This is a genomic window from Occallatibacter gabretensis (assembly GCF_001449115.1).
Lineage (GTDB): Bacteria > Acidobacteriota > Terriglobia > Terriglobales > Acidobacteriaceae > Telmatobacter > Telmatobacter gabretensis.
The window spans coordinates 383,822-403,832 of record NZ_LAIJ01000001.1 but is presented as its reverse complement, the minus strand read 5'-3'; the positions used below and the strand labels follow the sequence as shown (position 1 = coordinate 403,832).

Here is a 20,011-nt window from a genome sequence, read left to right as displayed (position 1 = left end):
TGAGTCGTCGGCAGCCCGAAGAATTGCTACTTGGGCTATGACCACCCATTCCGTGCTCGGCGGCGAATCGCAGACTTATAACCCGGCTGCAATGCACAAAGCGTTATTGTTCACGGCACCGATTGAATCCGCCACGCGACTCACGAATGTTTGCCTAGTCACATTTGCCTTCGTGATTACAGTGCGGCTTACATGGATGATTCTTGAAGGTCAAACTCCGAATACTGGTCAGGTGGCCATCGTGAGTCTGCACCAGTGGCGGCGGATTCTCTGGTTTGGAGTGAAGTTCAGCGTTTGCATGGCTGCAGGGGCTTCTCTTGGATTACTGACGACCATTCCACCTGTCATGGGTCTTTGCAACTATCTGCACATCAGCATTTGGTATCTGACCTGGGGCTTGGGCATGGTGGGTGTTATTGCAGCTGCATGGATTATTGCCCCTGTAGCAGTACGACTTTTGCTGCCTCCAGAGAACACGGGGATTTCGTCGATGCAGAAGGCGACGGCAAGATGGATGGGAATGCTTGCTGCTGCGACGAGCACGATCCTCGGTTTTCTCTACGAAACATTCCGACACAACATCAAGGTTGACTCTAATTTTGAAAGAGCTGCTGTTGGGATGATTGCAACTATTGCAGGCAATGCGCCATTATTGCTGCTCTTTATCGCGCTTGCGATTGTGTCGCTGGACAAGGTGAAGGCGCAGGAGCCGCTGGTAGATAGTTCCACGGCGGACGGCAGCGTTGCGCCATGAAACCCTCCGCATTTTTGAGAATAAATTGTGATAGGGATTACGGGCGGGGCCAGCGGGCTTCTACGGTGGTGGCGATACCGCCGCGGGGGCGGAAGACGCCTTTGACTACAGCCCAGACGGGGTCGGTGGCTTTGACGATGTCGTTCAAGACCTGATTGACGATGTTTTCCTGGAAGATGCCGAGGTTGCGGTAGCTGTAGAGGTATTCCTTGAGAGACTTGAGCTCCAGGCAGCGCTCGCGGGGCATGTAGCGGATGGTGAGGATGCCGAAGTCGGGCAGGCCGGTTTTGGGGCAGACGCTGGTCAGTTCGGGGTCGTCGATTTCGATCTCGTAGCCGGGAAACTGGTTGCGCCAGGTTTCGATGGCTGGAAACTGGAAGTCGAGGCCGGCTTTGGCGTGATCGTCGGTATAGCGAGGTTCTGCGGACATAGTTCCATTGTATTTGCCATTGCACGCAGCGAATATCCGCTCTGGCCGTCTTTTATATCTGTGGGCTTCCCTTGGCAGTCTCGAAATTTTCGGTCCCAAGGCAATGCCAAGTCCTTTCCTTATTTTTCCCTTATCTCCCAGCCCGGCAACCGAGGAGAAAAAGAGCCTCATCTGGGAACAAGTCCACATTTTTGTGCGACCTAAAGGCGCATTGGCTACTCAGATATACTGACTCAGGTTAGGTGCATGGCACAGGAAAGAAAGCAATTGAGCTGGCCCTGGATTTGGGTGGGCGCGGCCATCTTGGTGGTAGTGGTTTTCTTTGCCGTTCGCTCGCTGACACGGGAACGGCTGCAGGTTCGCGTGATGCAGGTGAGCCGGCAGGAGCTGGTGAGCGTGCTGAGCACGAATGGGCGCGTTGAGCCGGAGGATAATCACGAGATTCACGCTCCGGTGACAACGACTGTGCGGGCCGTCTATGTGCGGGCTGGCGACACGGTGGAAGCCGGCAAAGTGTTGGCAGTGCTGAACGATGTGGACACGCGGGCACGGGTGGCCACTGCTGAAAGCGGCGTGGGGGCGGCACAGGCGACACTGGAAGCGGCGACTCACAACGGAACCCAGGAACAGCAGCAGGCCTCAGCGGCGGATATTGCACGAGCCAAACTGGACCACGACCAGGCAGAGCGCGACCTGAATGCGCTAGTGAAGCTGCAGGCTACGGGCGCGGCTAGCGCTAGCGAGGTTTCTGGAGCGAAGCAGAGGTTAGCAAGTGCCGCAGCCACGCTGGATGCGGCGGAGTCGAGCTCGCGGAGCCGGTATTCGGCTGCGGAGGTGGAGCGAGCGCGGACGGCGCTTGCAGACGCGCAAGCCAACCTTGCTGCGGCTCGAGACACCGAAGACAAGATGACGGTGCGCGCTCCGGTAGCTGGAACGGTTTACAGCCTGGATGTGCAACCCACATCGTTTGTGGAAGCCGGCAAGCTGATGATGCAGATTGCCAATCCGCGGCAGATGCGGGTACGGGCGTTCTTTGACGAGCCGGACCTGGGACGCCTGGCTGAAAGCCAAAAGGTGGTAGTGAAGTGGGAAGCGCGGCTGGGACATACATGGACCGGACACATTGAGCGTGTACCCTCAACGGTGACAAGCTCTGGGACGCGCAATGTGGGCGAAGTGCTGGTGGCCCTGGATAACTCTGATGGCGAGTTACTGCCGGATACGAATGTGACGGTGACGGTGACGACGTCGAGCCAGGCAAATATTCTGAGTATTCCGCGAGAGGCGCTGCGGATGGAGCAGGGCCAAGAGTTTGTGTATCGCGTGGTGAACGATGAACTGAAGCGCACGCCTGTGGTAACAGGCACGATTACGCAGACGCAGGTGGCGGTTCTCTCCGGCCTGAATGCTGGAGATACTGTGGCAACGGGAACGATTAACGGACAGCCGCTGCAGGAAGGCGTTCCTGTGAAGGAAGCGCAGTGAGGGTGCTGGCAGCAATGGCGCTGGCCCTCCTGCTAGGCGCGCGGACGCAGGCACAGCATGGCCCTCTGGATGGGATAAATACCGCCCTGCAGCAAGGCGAGGCGGATCAGGCGTTGTCGCTTCTGGCGGGGCTGCCAGCGGATGAATCTGCGAGTGCTGAGGCGCATAATCTGCGCTGCCGCGTTTACTTTATATTGGAAAATTTTGATACCGCAGTGAGAGAGTGCCAGCAGGCCGTGGAGGCGGAGGGACAGAACTCCGACTATCACATGTGGCTGGGACGGGCATTGGGCGAGAAGGCGAGTCGAGCATCTTTTGTGAGCGCTTACGGATTGGCAAAGCGCACGCGGGAGGAGTTTGAGCAGGCGACGCAACTGAATCCGCGCAATGCGGAGGCGCTGGCGGACCTGGGCGAGTTTTACAGCTCGGCTCCGGGCGTGGTGGGCGGCGGCATGGACAAGGCGCAGGGTGTGGCGGCGCAACTGGATAAGGTGGACCCGGCACGGGCGCATGAGCTGCGGGCGCGGATTGCGGAAGGAAACAAGGATTACGCGACTGCGGAGCGTGAGTTTCATGCGGCGATTGCGGCGAGCGCGCAGCCGGCCTTTCAGTGGATCACGCTGGCAAGCTATCTGCGGCGGCGGCAGCGATTGGATGAGATGGATGCGGCGGTACAGAAGGGCTGGAGCCTGGCACAGCAGGAGAAACATGCTGCGGTGGCGCTGAATAACGGAGCATCTGTGCTGATCAAAGCGAACCGCAACCTGGCGTTGGCAGCGAAGATGCTGGATGCGTACCTTGCGAGCCCGATGAAGACTGAGGAGGCTCCGGCGTTTACGGCGCATGTGCAGCGGGCGCGTGTTGCCGCGAAGATGGGTGATACGGCGACGGCGAAACGGGAGCGCGATGCCGCGCTGGCGCTGGCGAAAGAGTACAAGCCGGCGCTGGATTTGAAATTTTGACGGGAAGACAACGAGTGAAGAGTACGAACTATACGGCGCTGGCTGCTTGTCTGCTGATGGCGGCGGGATTGTTTTCGCCGGTGCACGGCGCGGCGCAGGTTTCACTGAGGACAGTGGTGGACCTGGCGCAAAAGAACTCGAGCGCCGTAAAGATTGCCGCGGCTGATGTGGATAAGGGCCGCGCGGCATTGTCAGAAACTAAGGATGCTGTCATTCCGACGATTCAATTCGGTACCGGCATTCCGGTGTTTCCAGAGGTTGGATTCACAGGGCAGCCACCATCTATTTACAGCTTTACGATCCAATCGCTCATTTTCAGTTTTCCGCAGAAACACTACATCGATTCAGCGCGCTCGGGTTTGAATGCAGCAATAGCGCGGCTTAAGGACACTCGCGAAGAGGCAGCATTGGAGGCTTCCAGCGCTTATCTTGAGCTGGACTCGGTAAACCATGAGTTAGAGGCGGCGCGGCAACAACAGACGCTTGCGGAGCGGTTGGTTGAAATTGAACAGCAACGCGCGGAGGCGGGCGTAGATCCGCTGAGCGAGTCGCTGCAGGCTAAGCTGACAGCTGCCACTTTGAAATTGGCAAGGCTGCACTTGGAGACACGTGCGGCAACGCTTGCCAAGCAGCTTGCTACGCTGACAGGGCTGCCGGATGGATCAATTTCACCCGATCATGCGAGCATTCCGGAGATTCCTGCGGTCCGTGGCAATATGCCTGTGCGTACGCTGCCTGGAATCGAATCGGCCCGGCAGCTCGCGCTCTCACGCGAACGACAAGCCAAAGGTGACAAAGAATCCAATTACTATCCGCAGTTGAGCTTTTTTGCTCAGTACAACCGCAATACTTCGCTCCTGAACGATGTCAACGCATATTTCGCTCAAGACTTGCCGGCAAACAATTTTGCTTCAGGAATCAATGTGTCTGTACCGCTGCTGGATATGGTTCATCGTGCGAAGTCTCGTGAAACCGCTGCAGAGGCTCTGCGAGCGCGGGTGGAGGCGGATCAGGCTGAGCACCAGAATGATTTGCAGATTACGCAGCTTACCGGAACGTTGCGGGAGCTGGATGCGCAGGCGGAGATTGCTGGTCTCAAACAGCAGATTGCTGCTGACCAGTTGAAGACGGTTGAGACGCAACTGGAGAACGGCAACGGTGGCAGCGGGCAGCCGCAGCTTTCGCCTAAGGCTGGGCAACAGGCGCGGATTGATGAACGGCAAAAATATCTGGATTCGCTGGAATCGGAGTTCGAATTGGCCAAGGCGCGGCTGGAACTGCTGCGGGCTCTTGGACATATGGAAGACTGGCTCAATGAGGTGCATGCGAAGTAACCCGGAATATGTCCATTTGGGTGCCACTCCGTGCTGCCAATAAGTGACTAAATGGTAAAATGAAGGAATGTCTATGCCTTTGAAGACACTGCTTTTGAATCCGCCGTCCTTCGAGAATTTCGATGGCGGCGCGAGCTCGCGTTGGCCGGCGACGCGTGAGATTGAGTCGTACTGGTACCCGGTTTGGCTGGCGTACCCCGCTGGAATGCTGGAAGGCTCGCGCCTGCTGGACGCGCCGCCGCATCACATCTCCGCAGACGAGACGATCGAGATTGCCAAGGGCTATGAGTTCCTTGTGCTCTTTACTTCGACCGTGGGATGGGAGGGCGATCAGCGGCTGGCCGAGACAATCAAGGCGGCGAATCCCTCGATCCGCGTGGCGTTTGTGGGACCGCCGGTGACGACTGACCCGGACAGGGCTTTGAATGAGTGCTCGGCACTGGACTTTATCTGCCGGCGCGAGTTCGACTACTCCGTTGTGGAGTACGCGAACGGCAAGCCGCTGAATGAGATCCTGGGCATCAGCTACAAGCTGAACGGCAAGGTGGTGCATAACCCCGACCGTCCGCAGGTGGAAGACCTGGACGCGATGCCGTGGGCAACGAAGATCTACAAGCGCGATATGGATGTGACGCGCTACAACGTGCCGTTCCTGCTGCATCCGTATATTTCGCTGTACTCGACGCGCGGCTGCCCGGCGCAGTGCACCTTCTGCCTGTGGCCGCAGACACTGAGCGGACATGCGTGGCGCAAGCGCTCCAGCGACGACGTGGCTGCCGAGATGAAGTGGGCGAAGGAGAATTTTCCTGAAGTGAAGGAGTTCTTCTTTGACGATGACACGTTCAACATTCAGAAGCAGCGCACGGTTGAGCTTTGCGCGAAGCTGAAGCCGCTGGGGCTGACGTGGAGCTGCACGAGCCGCGTGACGACGGATCGTGAGACGCTGAAGGCGATGAAGGACGCGGGCTGCCGGCTGCTGATTGTGGGCTTTGAGTCCGGCGATCCGCAGATTCTGAAGAACATTAAAAAGGGCGCGACTGTGGAGCGGGCACGGGCGTTTGCGAAGGACTGCAACGACCTGGGCCTGGTGGTCCACGGCGACTTTATTCTTGGCCTGCCGGGCGAGACGAAGGAGTCGATCCGCAACACGATCAACTTTGCCAAGACGCTGGACTGCGAGACGATTCAGGTGTCCGTTGCGCACGCGTATCCAGGCACGGAGTTTTACGATTTCGCCAAGACCAACGGTTTTATCACCAATGAACGTATGGAAGACGGCGGCGGCCACCAGATGGCGCACATCGAATATCCCGGCCTGCCCGTCGACTACGTGATGGAGATGGTTCACCGCTTCTACGACGAGTACTACTTCCGTCCGAGGGCGGCCTTCCGGGTGATCTGGAAGGCGGTTATCAACCGTGACGTGCCCCGCCTGTATGTGGAGGCAAAGGCGTTCCTGAAGTTGCGTGCGCAGCGCAACAAGGCTGTGAAGGAAGCGCGTGCAGGGCAGACGAAGCCTCCAGCCACGGCTGGCGCCGGAGCGTAAACAGACTCGGAAACCTCAACGGAGGGCGGCGCAGAAGCGCTTCCTTCCGTTGCATTTTGTACTGATTCCAATTCCCTTCCGATGAATCCAATGAATCAGGACTGTTAATTTCGTTGATGACTCAGGCCAAACTTACTCCGCACCAATGGTCAATTCTGGGACTGGTGGCGCTGTGCGCACCACTTGGGGACGCTTGCCTGTCGCGCGGGATGAGCAAGATGCCGGCGATTTCGCTGGAGCATCCTGGGACGCTGATTACCGCTGTGTTTACGCCATGGGTGGCGGCGGGGATTGCGCTGTTGATTGGATTTTTTGCGAGTTATCTGACGGCATTGTCATGGGCGGATTTGACGTTTGTGCTGCCGGCTACTGCGTTTGGGAATGTGATTGTGGCTGTGCTATCGAAGTTCTGGCTGCATGAAGCTATTTCATGGCAACGATGGGCTGGAATTGCTTTAATTACGGTGGGCGTGGGATTTGTGGCGCAGGGGCCGGCGGTGACGGAGCGGCCTGCGGCGAAAGATGCGGCGATAGAAGAAGAGGAGGCAGTGCGATGATGCTTGCCTCAACGACCGGGCCGTGGACGGCCACAGGGATGATTTCAGCTATCGTGCTGGCATCGACTGCCGGCGAAGTGCTGACTGCGGCGGCGATGAAGTCAATTGGCGACCTGGATGAGATTCGCGCGAAGTCGGGAATGGCGGGTGCGATTCGCGCCGTGGTGACTTGCCCGCTATTCTTTGCGGGCGTAGGTTTTCTGGCGCTGGCGTTTTTCTCTCTGCTCTTTGCGCTGAACCATCTGAACCTGAGTTTGGTAGCGCCGGCTTCGGCCTCGCTGACGCTGGTCACGAATGCGATTGCCGGGAAGTTCTTTCTGCATGAGAACGTGGATAAGCGCAGATGGACCGCAGCGGTGCTGGTGTGCATCGGAATGTATTTTCTGGCGCACTGAAAGAGCAGCTGATAGCTTTTAGCTCTTAGCTACTAGCTTGTTCAGTACGGACATCAGGCCTCGGGGCTTAATATCTGCTTCCAGATACTTCGATCGATTTCCCATTGTATTGCTGAGAGTTTCGGCTGCTTGATGGCCGGCGCGGGCGGCGCTTTCCATGGTGGAGGGCCAGCCGGTGGCGATCCAGTCGCCGGCGAGGTAGCAGTTTGGCCATGGCGAGATTTCATTCGGGCGCGCTTGGTCGATCCCGGGTGGTACGCCGAAGGTGGCGCGGACTTCCTTGATGAGGGCGGCTTTTTCGAGTTTGGCTTCGCGAGCGGCGGGAAAGAATTCCTTGAGTTCGCTTACTGCGAGGTCGATGGCTTCTTTGCGCTCAAGCGCAGCGAAAGAGTGCGAGGCGCTGATGACTAGCTCGATGTAACTTCCTTTCACTTTGCTCCATGGCTGCATGAGGCCTTTGTTATAGAGCCAGTGAATCTCACGATCTAGAAGTACCGCGCTTTCAAGCTCGGTGATCTCGCGGTCAAACCAGAGATGCACGCTACAGATAGGCCAGTGTTCATGCTGCGCGATTTGATCTGCAAGCGTTTCCACACCTTTTGCCGGAGGCATGTTGGGCAGGAGCGTGCTGAGTGCCTCGAATGGGAGTGCGAGGATGACGTGGTCGGCTATAAGCGGGCTATTGCGGGTGTGGATTGTCCAGGTCGATGTTTCTTCGTCCCATTCAAGCGATTCGACGTTGGTGTTGTATAGGACACTGGAGCCGTGTGCGTTGAGAAACTGCTCGGCGCTTTTGTGAAGATCGCTGAGTGGCACCGTGCTTGCGCCCATCATGCCTGCTTCTGGTGAATCCATGAACAGGCCGCGAATGACCATTGTCGCGTACTGAACGGAAATCCTGTCGAGATCGGAATTGAGTGCGCTTGCGATGACGAGCTTCCAGAAGCGCTCGATTGCGCCTTTCGTCTGCCCATGACGCTTGAGCCACTCGGCGAGATTTTCCTTTGAGTCCGCCGGAACAGGCCGCAGCATTGCTGTGAATGCGCGCGCCAAGGCTAGCTTGTCTGCGAATGAAAATGCATGTGCGGCCAGCAGCCGGGGCAGGCCATGCAGAGGCGCAGGCAAAGGCGAGGGTCCCAAGATCGTGCGATGACCATCGGGCTCAATCATAGTGATATTCGGTGACCAATGAATCTTGTCTTCGACGCCGATCCGGCGATAGAAGCCGCGCAGATTGGTGTAGGCACCGATCAGCGCGTGCTCGCAGTTGTCGATGACTTCATTGACGCCGGGATGCAGATAGGATGAGGCGCGGCCGCCGAGATAGTTTCTTCTCTCGACGAGAATGACCTTGAGTCCGCCTTCAGCGAGAGCGCAGGCTGCGCTCATGCCGGCAACACCGCCGCCGATGACGGCTACTGTCTTCGGATTTGCGGGCGGAGTGGGAGTCATCTACGAGATAGGATTACAGACCGAGCCTTGCGGCGCCCATACGGGCCATGCCAAGGCCGAGAATGCCGAGCTTTTGCGCGGTGGGCACACTGGCGCGATGCGAAAAGACATCGTAGTTGGCGGATTCGATGCGCCTCAGCAGCGAGTGATAAATACTGACGAGAACCCAGAGTGCGGGGCGGCTTTCACGGTCGATGAGCGGCAGAAGCTGTTGCGCGGACTTGTAGTAATTTTCGGCGCGCTGTGCGATTTCAGCAAGAAGGGCACGCTCGTTTGTCGTTAGCGGCGTGGAGGGAGAGCGCTGTAAAAGCGAGTCGAGCGGGACACCGTGACGAGTGAGATCTTCAATGGGAAGATAGACGCGGTTGCGCTCGGCGTCTTCCTGAACGTCGCGGAGAATGTTGGTGAGCTGGAATGCAATGCCGGTTTCTTCGGCGAGCTTTTCGGCGCGCGGATCGGTGTAACCGAAGATGCGGATGCAGACGAGACCTACGACCGAGGCGACGAGATAGCAGTAGCGATAGAGATCGCTGAAGGTGGCATAGGTGTCGGGCGCATCGCTGTGCGCATTTTCGAGATCCATGGTGGTGCCGGCAACGAGTTCGTCGAGGAGTGCGAGTGGGATGTTGAAGCGCTGCACGGCATCGCGAACGGCAAAGAAGACGGGGTCGGCTGTAGGTTGGCCGCTTGCGGCAGTGCGCCAGCCAGCGAGCCACGTGTCGAGATTGTGGCGACGCTCGTCACGCGGGAGGGATTCATCGTCAGACAGATCATCGGCCTTGCGCATGAAGGCGTAGATGGCGCAGATGGCGTTGCGGCGCGGAGCAGGCAGGGCGACGAAAGAGTAATAGAAATTCTTGGCCTCGCGCTTTGCGATAGCACAGCAGATGGCATAGGCGCTCTCAAGTGTGAGCGCCTGCGTCGAGTCTGAAGAGGTCAAGCAGCCTTCCCTGCCCGGGCGGGGCTGCGACGCAGAAATGGCAGGAGCTTGCCGCTGACGGCGCGTAGCGCAAGCTGCAGCTTGGTGGCTTTGCTGATGGCGGGACGGGCGCTGAGCACATCGTAGTTGCGCTGCTCGATGACGCGAAGGATTTCGAGACCGCCGCGGTTGAAAAGATCGAGATCGAGCGCGAGATCGCGGTTGACCTTGTCGATAAGCCGCATGCCTTGCTCAAAAAGGCTGCGCGCGGAATCAACTTCGTACTTGAGAAGAGCACGGAATTCGGGCGTGGCAATTCCCTCCTCAATCGCTGCATCCGTAACGCCGAATTTCTGCATGTCAGCCTGCGGGAAGTAAACGCGCCCTTTGAGCCAGTCGACGCTTACGTCCTGCCAGAAATTGGCGAGCTGGAGGGCGGTGCAGGTGGCGTCAGAGAGACGGAAGAATTCTTCCTGCGTTGCGGGCGTAACTTCACCGGAGGCGTAAAGGACGAGCCGGCCGACGGGGTTAGCAGAAAAGCGGCAGTAGGCGTGCACGTCGTCGATGGTGACGAAGCGTTTGACGGTCTGATCCTGACGGAAGGCGACGAGAAGATCCGCGAAGGGTTCTTTGGGAATGGAGCAGATACGGATGGTTTCCGCGAGCGCGACGAAGACAGGATGCCGCGCGTGGCCTTCATAACAAGCATCAAGCTCGCGGCCCCAGAGATCAAGGAGCGCGAGGGCCTGCGCTGCGTTGGGAACTTCATCACCGAGATCATCTGAGATGCGGCAATACGCGTAGATGGAATGGAAGTGCGGGCGCAGGGCTTTGGGCAGGAACCATGAGGCGACGTGGAAGTTTTCGTAGTGCGACTCGGCGAGTTCCTTGCAGTATGCCTGTGCTTCGGGCAGAGTGGGCGCAGTGTCGGGAATTCGATACGAAGGCGGAAGTGCGGCCCAGCCTTGCTCGATCAGCTCATCGTTGGAGAGAGCGCTGTTATCTGTGACGTGGGTGGCGGTGGGCATTTGTGGCCTCATGGAACAATGACGGTTTTGATTTCGCCGTTGCGGTTCATGAGCTTTTCAAAGACGCGGTTGAGCTCGTAGAGATGCGCGTGGCCTGTGATGAAGGCTCCGGCCTGGAAGCGGCCGCTGGCGATGAGTTCGAGCGAGCGACGGCAGATGGCGGGAGTGTGGTGGAAGGTGGCGCGCATGGTGATGTCGTTGTAATGGATGCGGTTGGTATCGAGCGAGACGCGGGAATCTGCGGGCGGACCGCCGAAGAAGTTGACGATGCCGCCTTTGCGGACGAGCTCAATGGCTTCCTCCCAGGCCTCAGGGACGCCGACGGCCTCAATGGCGATATCCACGCCGCGATTGTTGGGCGTGAGGGTGCGAGTCTGCTTGATGGCTTGGCGGATGGTACGAGTCTGTACGACGTGCGCCGCGCCGAGCTGCTTTGCAGCCTCTGCCTGGCCGGGATGGCGGACAAGAGCGATGGCTTCACAACCGGAGAGGGCGGCGACGTGGAGAATCATGAGGCCGAGCGGACCGCCGCCGATGACGGCAACAGTGTCTCCGGCGCGGGCCTGCGAATCGACGAAGCCGTGTACGGCGCAGGCTAGAGGCTCCGTGAGTGCGGCGTGTTCGAACGGGACATGGTCCGGGATATGCAGCGTGTTCTTTTCAACGATGCGGGCGGGAATGCGGATGAATTCAGCGTAAGCGCCGTTGTTGAAGAGAAGATCGTCGCAGAGATTTTCCTGGCTGCGGAGACAGAAGTAGCACTGGCCGCAGGGGGCGGAGTTGAGCGCTACTACGCGGTCGCCGGCCTTGAACTCCGATATGCCGGGGCCGGCTTCGACAACGGTTCCTGCAAGCTCATGACCGAAGAGTGCTGGCGGCACGATCATGCGCGCATGATAGCCGCGGCGGAAGACCTTGAGATCGGTTCCGCAGGTGAGCGCTGCGCCAACACGGACGATGAGCTCGCCCGGGGCTGCGCTGGGCACAGGAACCTGCTCGATGCGAATGTCTTCGCGCCCGTGAAGAACCGCGGCTTGCATGGTGGAGGCCATGATGCGACTACTCTCCTCCTCTGCCCGGTACCGGTTCAATCATAATCTTCATCGAATCAGCTTTGGGGTGCGAGGCTACATCGATAGCCTGGATGGCGTCTTCGAGCGAGAAGCGATGGGAGATGAGCCGGGTGAGATCGAAGCCATTGCGGTAGCCATTGAAGACGAGATCGGAGACTTCATTGGCAATGTCGAATGAGGATGAATAGGAGCCGAGAAGAGTCTTTTCGTCGACGCAAACTGCGCCGGGATCGAAGGTAGCTTCCCCGTGCTGGGTCTGTGCGAAGAGCATGACGCGGCCCCCCATGCGGCAGGCGTCCATGGCGGTTTTGATCAGTGCATTACCGCCGACGGCAAGGACGACAGCGTCGGCTCCGCGGCCTTCAGTCTCAGATTTGACACGATCGGCGACGTTCTCCTCACCGGCGTGGATGGGATTGGTGAGACCGAAGCCTGCGGCGATGGCATGGCGTTCAGGATATAGGTCCGAGGTGAGTACGCGCGCGCCAAGACGATGCGCAAGAACGGCGTGCATGAGGCCGATGGGGCCCTGGCCGATGACGAGAACGGTATCGTCCGGCCGAAGATTGAGCAGCTTGACGCCTTTGAGGACAGTGTTGACGGGCTCAATGAAAGCGGCCTGCTCGAAGGGGACGCCGTCAGGGATGGCGACAACACCACCACCGGCGACGATCCAGTCCATGACGCGGATGTACTCGGCGAAGCCGCCGCCGGAGGCCTCGAAGCCCGCAGTGGCTCCGGTTTTCTTGTACAGCGGGCACTGCGCGGGGGTGTTCTTGCGGCAGTAGTAGCACTGGCCGCAGGGGACATGGTGATAGACCATGACGCGCTGACCGAGAGCGAACTTTGTAACGCCTTTCCCGGCGGCGACGATGGTTCCTGCCATCTCGTGCCCAAAGATACGCGGCGCGGAGTGGGAGCCGAGATGAATCTTCTTGAGATCAGTTCCGCAGACGCCGCAGGTGGCGATGCGAACGAGCAGCTCGCCGGGGCCAATGGAAGGCACGGGGACGGTTTCGAGGCGGACATCATTGATGTTGTGATAGACGGCGGCGCGCATGGTGCTGGATAGCGCCGCGGTGACGAGAGATTCGGAGTTAGCGACTTGAGTGGGCATTAGGTGACTTCGCTGTTGTTCTGCTTGGCGAGAAAGCTGTGCAATGTTTCGGCGATGCTTCTCGCAGCCTTTTTACTATTTTCGCCCATTTGGATGAGTGCAGGCCAGTGCCAGGGGCGCGGAAGAACATGAATAATCAATTTGCCCGTGAGCATACGGCCGTCGGCGGCGATGAATTGGTTGAAATCAGGGAGTTTTGCGTGCAGCGAGTCGCTGACACCCTTGATGGCGTAAAAGGGGACGCCCCGCATGGCGGCGAGACGCGCGATGGCGGCAGCTTCCATATCGACGAGAGCGGCATTGTAAGTAGAGGCGAGGCGGAGCTTTTCCTTTTCGTCGGCGACGCGGGGGCTGGTGGCGAGCCAAAGACTGCCAGCTTCCGCATCGCATCGGAAGCGCTCGCCGGTGCGGATGTCGATGACGCCGGCGACGTTGTGGGCCGAACCAGTGGGCAGATTGTCGCGAAGCGCGCCCGCCCAGCCGATGGAAAAGACGAGGTCGATGGGGCCGCCGTCTTCAAGGGCGGCGAAGGCGCGGGTCACTGCGGGCTGGCCGGCTCCGGCGCAGGCGGCAATCCATTCCTCTTCCTCATTGCGCTGTGCCCAGAAGTGGACACCGGCGCGGACGCTATGCGGCCAGCCGCGGACGAGGGGCTTGAGTTCGCCGGGGAAGGCGGCGAGGATAGCGACCCGGGTCATTGTGTGTCCTTCGTAGTGGGCACCCTTGGAGCGAAACCATGGGTTTGGAACCAATCGATTGCGGCGCGCATGGCGGGATAGACGGGTGCGATGCGGAAGCCGAGTTCCTGTTGGGCGCGGGCGGAGGAGGCGAACATTTTTTTGCGGCCCATGCGGACTTCTTCGAGTGTGGCGCGGGGGTCTTTGCCGCGGATGCGGCCCGTGATGGTTTCCTCGAAGAAAGCATATGTAGCAGCGACTGCGAAGGGTATTTTGACCGTCGGTGATGGGATGCCAGTGATGGCGGACATCTTGTCGAGGATCTGCTTGAGGGTGAGATTTTCCCCACCGAGGATATATCGGCGGCCGGACGTGCCGAGGGTGAGCGCGTCAACGTGGGTTTTGGCGACTTCGGCTACATCGACGAGATTGAGGCCAGTGTCCATGTAGGCGGGAAATTTGCGGTTGAGGAAGTCGACGAAGATGCGTCCGGTGGGTGTGGGCTTGGAATCGTTGGGACCAATGGGAGTGGTGGGATTGAGGATGATGACTTGCTGGCCGTCCTGCGCGGCTGCGATGGCCTGCTGCTCGGCAAGGAACTTGGAACGCTTGTAGTGGCCGACCATGTCGGCGAGGGAGACGGGAGTGTCCTCGTTGACGACTACACCGTCTGTGCGGAAGTGCATGGTGGCGACGGAGGAGGTGTAGACGACGCGGCGGACGCCTGCTTTATGGACGGCACGGAGGAGATCACGGGTACCGTCAACGTTGGCGCGGTACATGGTTTCGGGATCGCGAATCCAGAGGCGGTAGTCCGCGGCGACGTGGAGGACGGCTTCACAGTTGGCGAGCGCGGGGGCGTAGGAGGTTGGATTCAGCAGGTCGCCTACGATGGTTTCGCCGGGGATACCTTCGAGGTTCGAGAGATTGCTTGATTTGCGGACGAGAAACAGAAGTTCGGCGCCCTGGGCTGCGAGGGCCTTCGCTACATGATGGCCTACGAAGCCGGTGGCGCCGGTGATGAATACTTTCATAGAGCGGAGTTAGTCGAGCTTCTCCGGGTGCAGTGCGATGTTTTTTTCGCCGGCGGCTTTGCGCTCATTGTAAGCGCCTACCCAGTCTTCCCAGCGCTTGCCGACTGCGGTGTCGCGGCCGGAGAACTCGAGGCGCGCAATTTGGGCGTAGCTGAGTTTGCGCTTGTCGGGTGCGGAGGGCGTGAAATACTGAACGTATGAGTCGGACAGCGTGGCGCCAGTTTGGCGATTGAAGATGAATGCGTCAATGCGCTCGCCGGATTTGAGCGTGATGGCGACATCGCCACGGTAGTCGAAGGCTTTTTCCAGCGCGTTGCGGAGATCATCGTCCGAGACCAGCTCAGGAATCCAGCCTTCGAGTTTTTCGTGCTCTGTGCCGGGAGCGACTTCCATGGACTCGATCTGGTCCATGCTGTATTTGAGGACTTCTGCGCTCATGCGTTGGTCTCCTCGAATGCTTTGACGGTTTCAATCTGCACGAGCGGCGCATGGCTTTCAGATTTGAATTCACTGAGAAGCTTGGCGGCATGCGGGTCTTTGTAGGATGAGAAGGTTCCGCGGACCATGCCAAGGAAGCCTTTGAAAGAACCGAAGCCTTCCATGACCGCAGTGGGCTCATAACCACAGCTGACCATGCAGTTGGCGCACTTGGGATTTCCCGAGGCGACGCCGTACTCTTCAAACTTTGTGGTTTCCATCATCTCTTTGAAGGAGTCAGCGTAGCCGTCCTGCAGGAGATAGCAGGGCTTTTGCCAGCCGAAGATGTTGTAGGCGGGCGAGCCCCATGGCGTGCACTCGTACTTGCGATCGCCCATGAGGAATTCGAGGAACAAGGGCGACATGTTGAACTTCCACGACTTTTTGCGGTTGGAAAGAATGGCCCGGAAGAGGCGGCGCACGCGGGCACGGCCGAGGAAGCGGTGTTGATCAGGCGCCATCTCATAGCTGTAGCCCGGCGAGAGGACGATGCCTTCGACGCCCATGTCCATGACTTCATCGAAGAAGGATCGGACGGAGTTGGGGTCGGTTCCATCAAAGAAGGTGGCGTTGGTGGTGACGCGGAAACCGCGTTGGACAGCTTCTTTAATGCCTTCAACGGCGAGGTCCCATCCGCCTTCGCGGCAGACGGAGAAATCGTGGTGCTCACGCTGGCCGTCGAGGTGCACGGAGAAGGTGAGGTACTTCGATGGCGTGAACTCAGGCAAGCGCTTTTTAAGCTCAAGCGCGTTGGTGCAGAGATAGATGTACTTCTTGCGGGCGATGAGGCCGTTGACGATCTCGACGATCTGCGGATGGAGCAGCGGCTCGCCGCCGGGAAGGGAGACCATGGGCGCGCCACATTCGTCGACAGCGGCGAAGCACTCTTCCGGGGTGAGCTGCTTTTTGAGGATGTGCGGCGGATACTGGACCTTGCCGCAGCCGGCGCAGGCCAGGTTGCAACGGAAGAGCGGCTCCAGCATGAGCACGAGCGGGTAACGCTTGTTCCCCTTAAAGCGCTGCTTGAGCACGTAACTTGCAACCGTCCACATCTGGGAGATCGGTACAGCCATTGTTCGTTTCCCTCAGGGGCTGAAGCCCCGCTTAACTTTTGCCTTTTCGGCACGGCTGAATCCGTGCCCTTTCAAAACTACGCTGCGATCAAACCGGTGCTATGCAGCACGTTCCATAGCCCGCTTGTAAGTGGTTAGCGCCATGAGCGGGAAGTACTGGCGATACATGTGATAAGCCAAATAAAAGACGCGCGGGAAGCCTGTTCCGGTAATGATAGCCTGCCGAAGTTTTCCCTCACCCATCGATTCGTCCCAGCCGCCGCCCTGTTCCTGACGAGTTAACAGCCAGCGGACACCTTTGGCGATGGAGTCGGAGCGGTCGTCGCCTGCAGCGAGCAAGCCAAGAATCGCCCATGCCGTCTGCGAAGGAGTGCTGACGCCGGAACCACGCAGGTTGGGGTCATCATAGCTACCGCAGGTTTCGCCCCAGCCACCATCAGGATTCTGCACCATACGAATCCACTCGGCGGCCTGCTGAATCTGCGGCTCGTGCTGATCGATGCCGATGGCTTCAAGACCGCGCAGGACGAGGAAGGTGCCATAGAGGTAGTTGACGCCCCAGCGACCGAACCAGCTTCCGTCCGATTCCTGCTCCTTGAAGATGAAATCAATAGCCTTCTGCACGCGCTTATCGGCCCGAGTGTAGCCGTAGGCGGCGAGCATCTCCAGCATGCGTCCGGTGATGTCAGCCGTTGGCGGATCGAGCATGGCATTGTGATCCGCGAAAGGAATGTACTGGAAGATCATCTTCGTATTGTCTTTGTCGAAGCTGCCCCAGCCGCCGTTTTTGCACTGCATGGCGAACTCCCAGGCAATGGCACGCTCAGCGACCTGAATCTGATAACGCTCGCGCGGATTATCGACCTTGCTGAGGCCGAGTAGCACCTGCGCGGTATCGTCGGTGTCGGGATAGAACTCGTTATTGAACTCGAAGTACCAGCCGCCGGGTTCTGCGTTGCGGACTTTGACTGCCCAGTCACCTTTGTGGCGAACTTCCTTTGAAAGCAGCCAGTCAGCAGCTTTGAGCAGGCGGGGATCGGTGCGCGAGACACCCGCTTCGCCGAGTGCAAAGAGAGTCTGCGCTGTATCCCAGACGGGCGACATGCAGGGCTGCATACGGAAAGTTTCCGGCAGGGCTTCGTTAGCCGGCTCTTCGATTCCGAGCTTCTCGAATTCATCGCGGGCGCGGATGACCTGCGGATCATCTTCGGAATAGCCGAGGCAGCGCAGCGCGATGATGGCGTTCATCATGGCTGGATAGATGGCGCCAAGGCCGTCTGTCATTTCGAGGCGCTCAAGCATCCACTTCTCCGCACGCTTGATAGCAAGCGAACGCAATGGGCGAATATGGACGGCTTCCGCGAGATGCATAAGTCTGTCAAGAACAAGGAAAAAATTGCGCCAGGAGATAATGCGCTTGCGATCTATGCGAAGGCGCAGTGTGGCATTGACACGTCCGCCGACGAAGAGCTCATCGATTCCCTGTTCCGCTGGAACCTTTTTAAAGGGCTTTTTGGCGTAGATGATGGCCAGCGGAACCAGGATGGACCGTGACCAAGATGAGATTTCGTAGATGTTGAAGTAAAACCAATTGGGAAAAAGTACGATCTCGGGCGGGATGGCAGGCACGGCGTCGTAGTCGTACTGGCCAAGAGCGCAGAGATACATCTTGGTGAAGGTGTTGCACTCGGTGACGCCGCCGTGAGCGAGAATCCACTCGCGAGCCTTCGCGAGCTCTGGAGCGTCTGCGCTCATGCCCATGAGCTTGGCCGAGAAATAACACTTAACCGCAAGGGAGATGTTGCCGGGACCGCCGGGATAGATGCTCCAGCTTCCGTCCTCGTTCTGGTAGCGCATCATTTCCGTAAATGCACGCTTGAGACGGCCGGGATCTCCGGATTCGAGCAACACGTGAAGGAAGATGTAATCGGCTTCGAGCATGGAATCTGCTTCGAGTTCGCCACACCAGTAACCATCCGGATGCTGCTTGCCGAGAAGATAGTCTGTGGAGCGACCGATTGCCGCATCGACATCCGCGAGGTCCGCATCCAAGCGCCCGAACTTTGGCACGGATGATTGCTGTTTCCCCTGTTGTATGCTCATACGTCTATGGAACCCTCTCTGGGGAAGATGCGGTCCAGCCATACAGCTTAGCCGTTAATTTAACTGAAAAACACGCAAAGAAATCATAAGCGCGCCTCAACTCTGCTCAAAGTTTCACCTGCACAGGAACCCGAGGGTTTCCCTAGCCTCTGCTGCGGCTTTTGCTAGTGAACCGGAACAGGCTGGCCCCCGCCCGCTCCGCCGATGGCTTGTACGATCTCCGGAGGCAAGCCGAAGCGAACATTTTCCGGCATTACCTCTATTTCTTCGACGCTCCCGAAACCGTTTTGACGCAAATAATTCACAACGTCCTCGACGAGAATCTCAGGTGCTGAAGCGCCTGCTGTAACGGCAACATTCTGGACGTTTTCCAACCATTTAGGGTCGATGGCTGTGGAGTTATCGATCAGGTAACCGATGGTTCCGAGATTTCGCGATACCTCAACGAGACGGTTGGAATTGGAACTGTTGGTAGAGCCGACGACAAGAACCAGGTCTGCCTGATGAGCGACGTTGCGCACGGCTGTCTGGCGATTCTCGGTGGCGTAGCAGATGTCTTGCGAATGAGGTCCGGCTATGTTCGGAAATTTGATCTTGAGGGCCTGGATGATGTCGCGTGCTTCGTCGAGCGAAAGCGTGGTTTGCGTGAGGTATGCGACACGGTTGGGATCAGGAACCTCGAGAGTGGCAACTTCCTCGGGGCTTGAGACAATTTGGGTTACATCCGGCGCCTCGCCGAAGGTGCCTTCGATCTCATCGTGGTCGCGATGGCCGACCAGGACCAGTGAATAGCCTTGCTTGGCAAATTTGACGGCTTCGATGTGGACCTTGGTGACGAGCGGGCAGGTGGCATCAATGACCCTGAGGTTGCGGCCCTTGCTGCGCTCACGAACCGCCGGCGAGACGCCGTGCGCAGAGTAAATCACGCGCTGGCCGTCCGGAACGTCGTCGATTTCATGAACGAAGATCGCACCCTTTTCCGCCAGCTCATTGACAACGTAGCGGTTATGGACAATCTCGCGACGGACGTAAATAGGTGCGCCAAAGGTTTCGAGAGCGATTTTGACGATGTCGATTGCGCGAACGACGCCTGCGCAGAAGCCGCGAGGCTTGAGCAGCAGCACGCGTTTCTCAGTTGCAGGAGCGCCCGTGTAGGCGTCTGTCGAGATAGGGTCGAAAGCGATAGAAGTCACGTTACTAGTATATCAACCTTCGGATAATTGGGGAGTTGGAAGCGGGGTTCCGGCGATCTGCTTGAACTATTCATTTCCTCTTCGCCACGGGGTCAGCGCGCTGTAGGAGGGTGTTGCCGTGACGCTGGTGCGTGTTGCCTCAAGTAACTTGCGGCGAAGAAGCCAGCCAACGGAAGTTTGCGCGGAGCTGCGCGATACGCCGATGGATTCGGCGAGTTCCTGATAGCTGATCTGGACGGGTGCATTGCGCTGCTGCTGCTCGGCAGCGAGCCAGAGATAGACGAGGAACGCGACGGGGCGCTTGTCATGCCCGATGAGGTCGCGCATGAGCACATCTGTCACGTAATCATCGAGCTGAATCATGGGCAATGCCTGACTCTATCAACCAAAACTATAGCAATA

20 protein-coding genes are annotated in these 20,011 nt (G+C 58.5%); 7 read left to right on the top strand and 13 right to left on the bottom strand.

The window, feature by feature from the left end; all coding sequences use genetic code 11:
* Nucleotides 1-37: 37 nt before the first annotated feature.
* Nucleotides 38-754: a hypothetical protein gene (locus VO84_RS01665; protein ID WP_058185527.1), complete on the top strand. Its 717-nt coding sequence runs from the start codon at nucleotides 38-40 to the stop codon at nucleotides 752-754.
* 37 nt (nucleotides 755-791) lie between these two features.
* On the opposite strand, the gene queF is transcribed toward VO84_RS01665, so the two are convergent.
* A complete protein-coding gene (gene queF / locus VO84_RS01660) occupies nucleotides 792-1,184 on the bottom strand; it encodes a preQ(1) synthase (protein WP_058185526.1) in 393 nt (130 codons plus the stop codon).
* Nucleotides 1,185-1,451: 267 nt separating this feature from the next.
* On the opposite strand from queF, the gene VO84_RS01655 reads away from it, so the two are divergent.
* The 6 genes from VO84_RS01655 to VO84_RS01630 all read left to right on the top strand — a co-directional run bounded on the left by VO84_RS01655 (nucleotide 1,452) and on the right by VO84_RS01630 (nucleotide 7,463).
* Nucleotides 1,452-2,669, top strand: coding sequence for an efflux RND transporter periplasmic adaptor subunit (locus tag VO84_RS01655; protein WP_197413855.1), 1,218 nt, complete (start codon nucleotides 1,452-1,454; stop codon nucleotides 2,667-2,669).
* Entirely contained in the window at nucleotides 2,666-3,631 is a 966-nt protein-coding gene (locus VO84_RS01650; RefSeq protein WP_157439660.1) for a tetratricopeptide repeat protein, read from the top strand. Before VO84_RS01655 ends, VO84_RS01650 begins: the two co-directional genes overlap by 4 nt.
* Before the next feature lie 14 nt (nucleotides 3,632-3,645).
* On the top strand, nucleotides 3,646-4,965 hold the full coding sequence (locus VO84_RS01645) for a TolC family protein (protein ID WP_058185523.1): 1,320 nt from the start codon (nucleotides 3,646-3,648) through the stop codon (nucleotides 4,963-4,965).
* A gap of 73 nt (nucleotides 4,966-5,038) precedes the next feature.
* The gene (gene hpnJ / locus VO84_RS01640) at nucleotides 5,039-6,511 is read left to right on the top strand and encodes a hopanoid biosynthesis associated radical SAM protein HpnJ (RefSeq protein WP_058185522.1); all 1,473 of its coding nucleotides are present in this window, start codon (nucleotides 5,039-5,041) and stop codon (nucleotides 6,509-6,511) included.
* A 116-nt stretch (nucleotides 6,512-6,627) separates the two neighbouring features.
* Complete coding sequence (locus VO84_RS01635) at nucleotides 6,628-7,068, top strand: DMT family transporter (RefSeq protein ID WP_058185521.1); 441 nt, start codon at nucleotides 6,628-6,630, stop codon at nucleotides 7,066-7,068.
* A complete protein-coding gene (locus tag VO84_RS01630; protein ID WP_231737731.1) occupies nucleotides 7,065-7,463 on the top strand; it encodes an EamA family transporter in 399 nt (132 codons plus the stop codon). Before VO84_RS01635 ends, VO84_RS01630 begins: the two co-directional genes overlap by 4 nt.
* 18 nt (nucleotides 7,464-7,481) lie before the next feature.
* Here VO84_RS01630 and hpnE read toward each other — a convergent pair whose 3' ends face one another.
* The 12 genes from hpnE to VO84_RS01570 all read right to left on the bottom strand — a co-directional run bounded on the left by hpnE (nucleotide 7,482) and on the right by VO84_RS01570 (nucleotide 19,972).
* Nucleotides 7,482-8,915, bottom strand: a complete 1,434-nt coding sequence (gene hpnE / locus VO84_RS01625; protein ID WP_058185520.1) for a hydroxysqualene dehydroxylase HpnE — start codon at nucleotides 8,913-8,915, stop codon at nucleotides 7,482-7,484.
* Between the two features lie 13 nt (nucleotides 8,916-8,928).
* Nucleotides 8,929-9,855 (bottom strand): phytoene/squalene synthase family protein, encoded by a 927-nt coding sequence (locus VO84_RS01620; protein ID WP_058185519.1) that lies wholly within the window; start codon nucleotides 9,853-9,855, stop codon nucleotides 8,929-8,931.
* Entirely contained in the window at nucleotides 9,852-10,862 is a 1,011-nt protein-coding gene (gene hpnC / locus VO84_RS01615; RefSeq protein WP_082661601.1) for a squalene synthase HpnC, read from the bottom strand. The genes VO84_RS01620 and hpnC overlap by 4 nt, the downstream gene beginning before the upstream one ends.
* Nucleotides 10,863-10,870: 8 nt before the next feature.
* Complete coding sequence (locus tag VO84_RS01610; RefSeq protein WP_058185518.1) at nucleotides 10,871-11,914, bottom strand: zinc-dependent alcohol dehydrogenase; 1,044 nt, start codon at nucleotides 11,912-11,914, stop codon at nucleotides 10,871-10,873.
* A 7-nt stretch (nucleotides 11,915-11,921) separates the two neighbouring features.
* Nucleotides 11,922-13,052, bottom strand: a complete 1,131-nt coding sequence (locus VO84_RS01605) for a zinc-dependent dehydrogenase (protein ID WP_058185517.1) — start codon at nucleotides 13,050-13,052, stop codon at nucleotides 11,922-11,924.
* A complete protein-coding gene (locus VO84_RS01600; protein ID WP_058185516.1) occupies nucleotides 13,052-13,750 on the bottom strand; it encodes a phosphorylase family protein in 699 nt (232 codons plus the stop codon). The genes VO84_RS01605 and VO84_RS01600 overlap by 1 nt, the downstream gene beginning before the upstream one ends.
* A complete protein-coding gene (gene hpnA / locus VO84_RS01595; protein ID WP_058185515.1) occupies nucleotides 13,747-14,763 on the bottom strand; it encodes a hopanoid-associated sugar epimerase in 1,017 nt (338 codons plus the stop codon). Before hpnA ends, VO84_RS01600 begins: the two co-directional genes overlap by 4 nt.
* A gap of 9 nt (nucleotides 14,764-14,772) precedes the next feature.
* On the bottom strand, nucleotides 14,773-15,201 hold the full coding sequence (locus VO84_RS01590; RefSeq protein WP_058185514.1) for a hypothetical protein: 429 nt from the start codon (nucleotides 15,199-15,201) through the stop codon (nucleotides 14,773-14,775).
* Nucleotides 15,198-16,313 (bottom strand): adenosyl-hopene transferase HpnH, encoded by a 1,116-nt coding sequence (gene hpnH, locus VO84_RS01585; protein WP_058185513.1) that lies wholly within the window; start codon nucleotides 16,311-16,313, stop codon nucleotides 15,198-15,200. The genes VO84_RS01590 and hpnH overlap by 4 nt, the downstream gene beginning before the upstream one ends.
* Before the next feature lie 99 nt (nucleotides 16,314-16,412).
* Complete coding sequence (gene shc, locus VO84_RS01580; RefSeq protein ID WP_058185512.1) at nucleotides 16,413-18,416, bottom strand: squalene--hopene cyclase; 2,004 nt, start codon at nucleotides 18,414-18,416, stop codon at nucleotides 16,413-16,415.
* A 164-nt stretch (nucleotides 18,417-18,580) separates the two neighbouring features.
* Nucleotides 18,581-19,609 (bottom strand): 4-hydroxy-3-methylbut-2-enyl diphosphate reductase, encoded by a 1,029-nt coding sequence (locus VO84_RS01575; RefSeq protein WP_058185511.1) that lies wholly within the window; start codon nucleotides 19,607-19,609, stop codon nucleotides 18,581-18,583.
* Between the two features lie 66 nt (nucleotides 19,610-19,675).
* Nucleotides 19,676-19,972 carry a hypothetical protein gene (locus VO84_RS01570; protein WP_058185510.1) on the bottom strand — a complete coding sequence of 99 codons (297 nt, stop codon included), beginning with the start codon at nucleotides 19,970-19,972 and terminating at the stop codon, nucleotides 19,676-19,678.
* Between the last annotated feature and the right edge of the window lie 39 nt (nucleotides 19,973-20,011).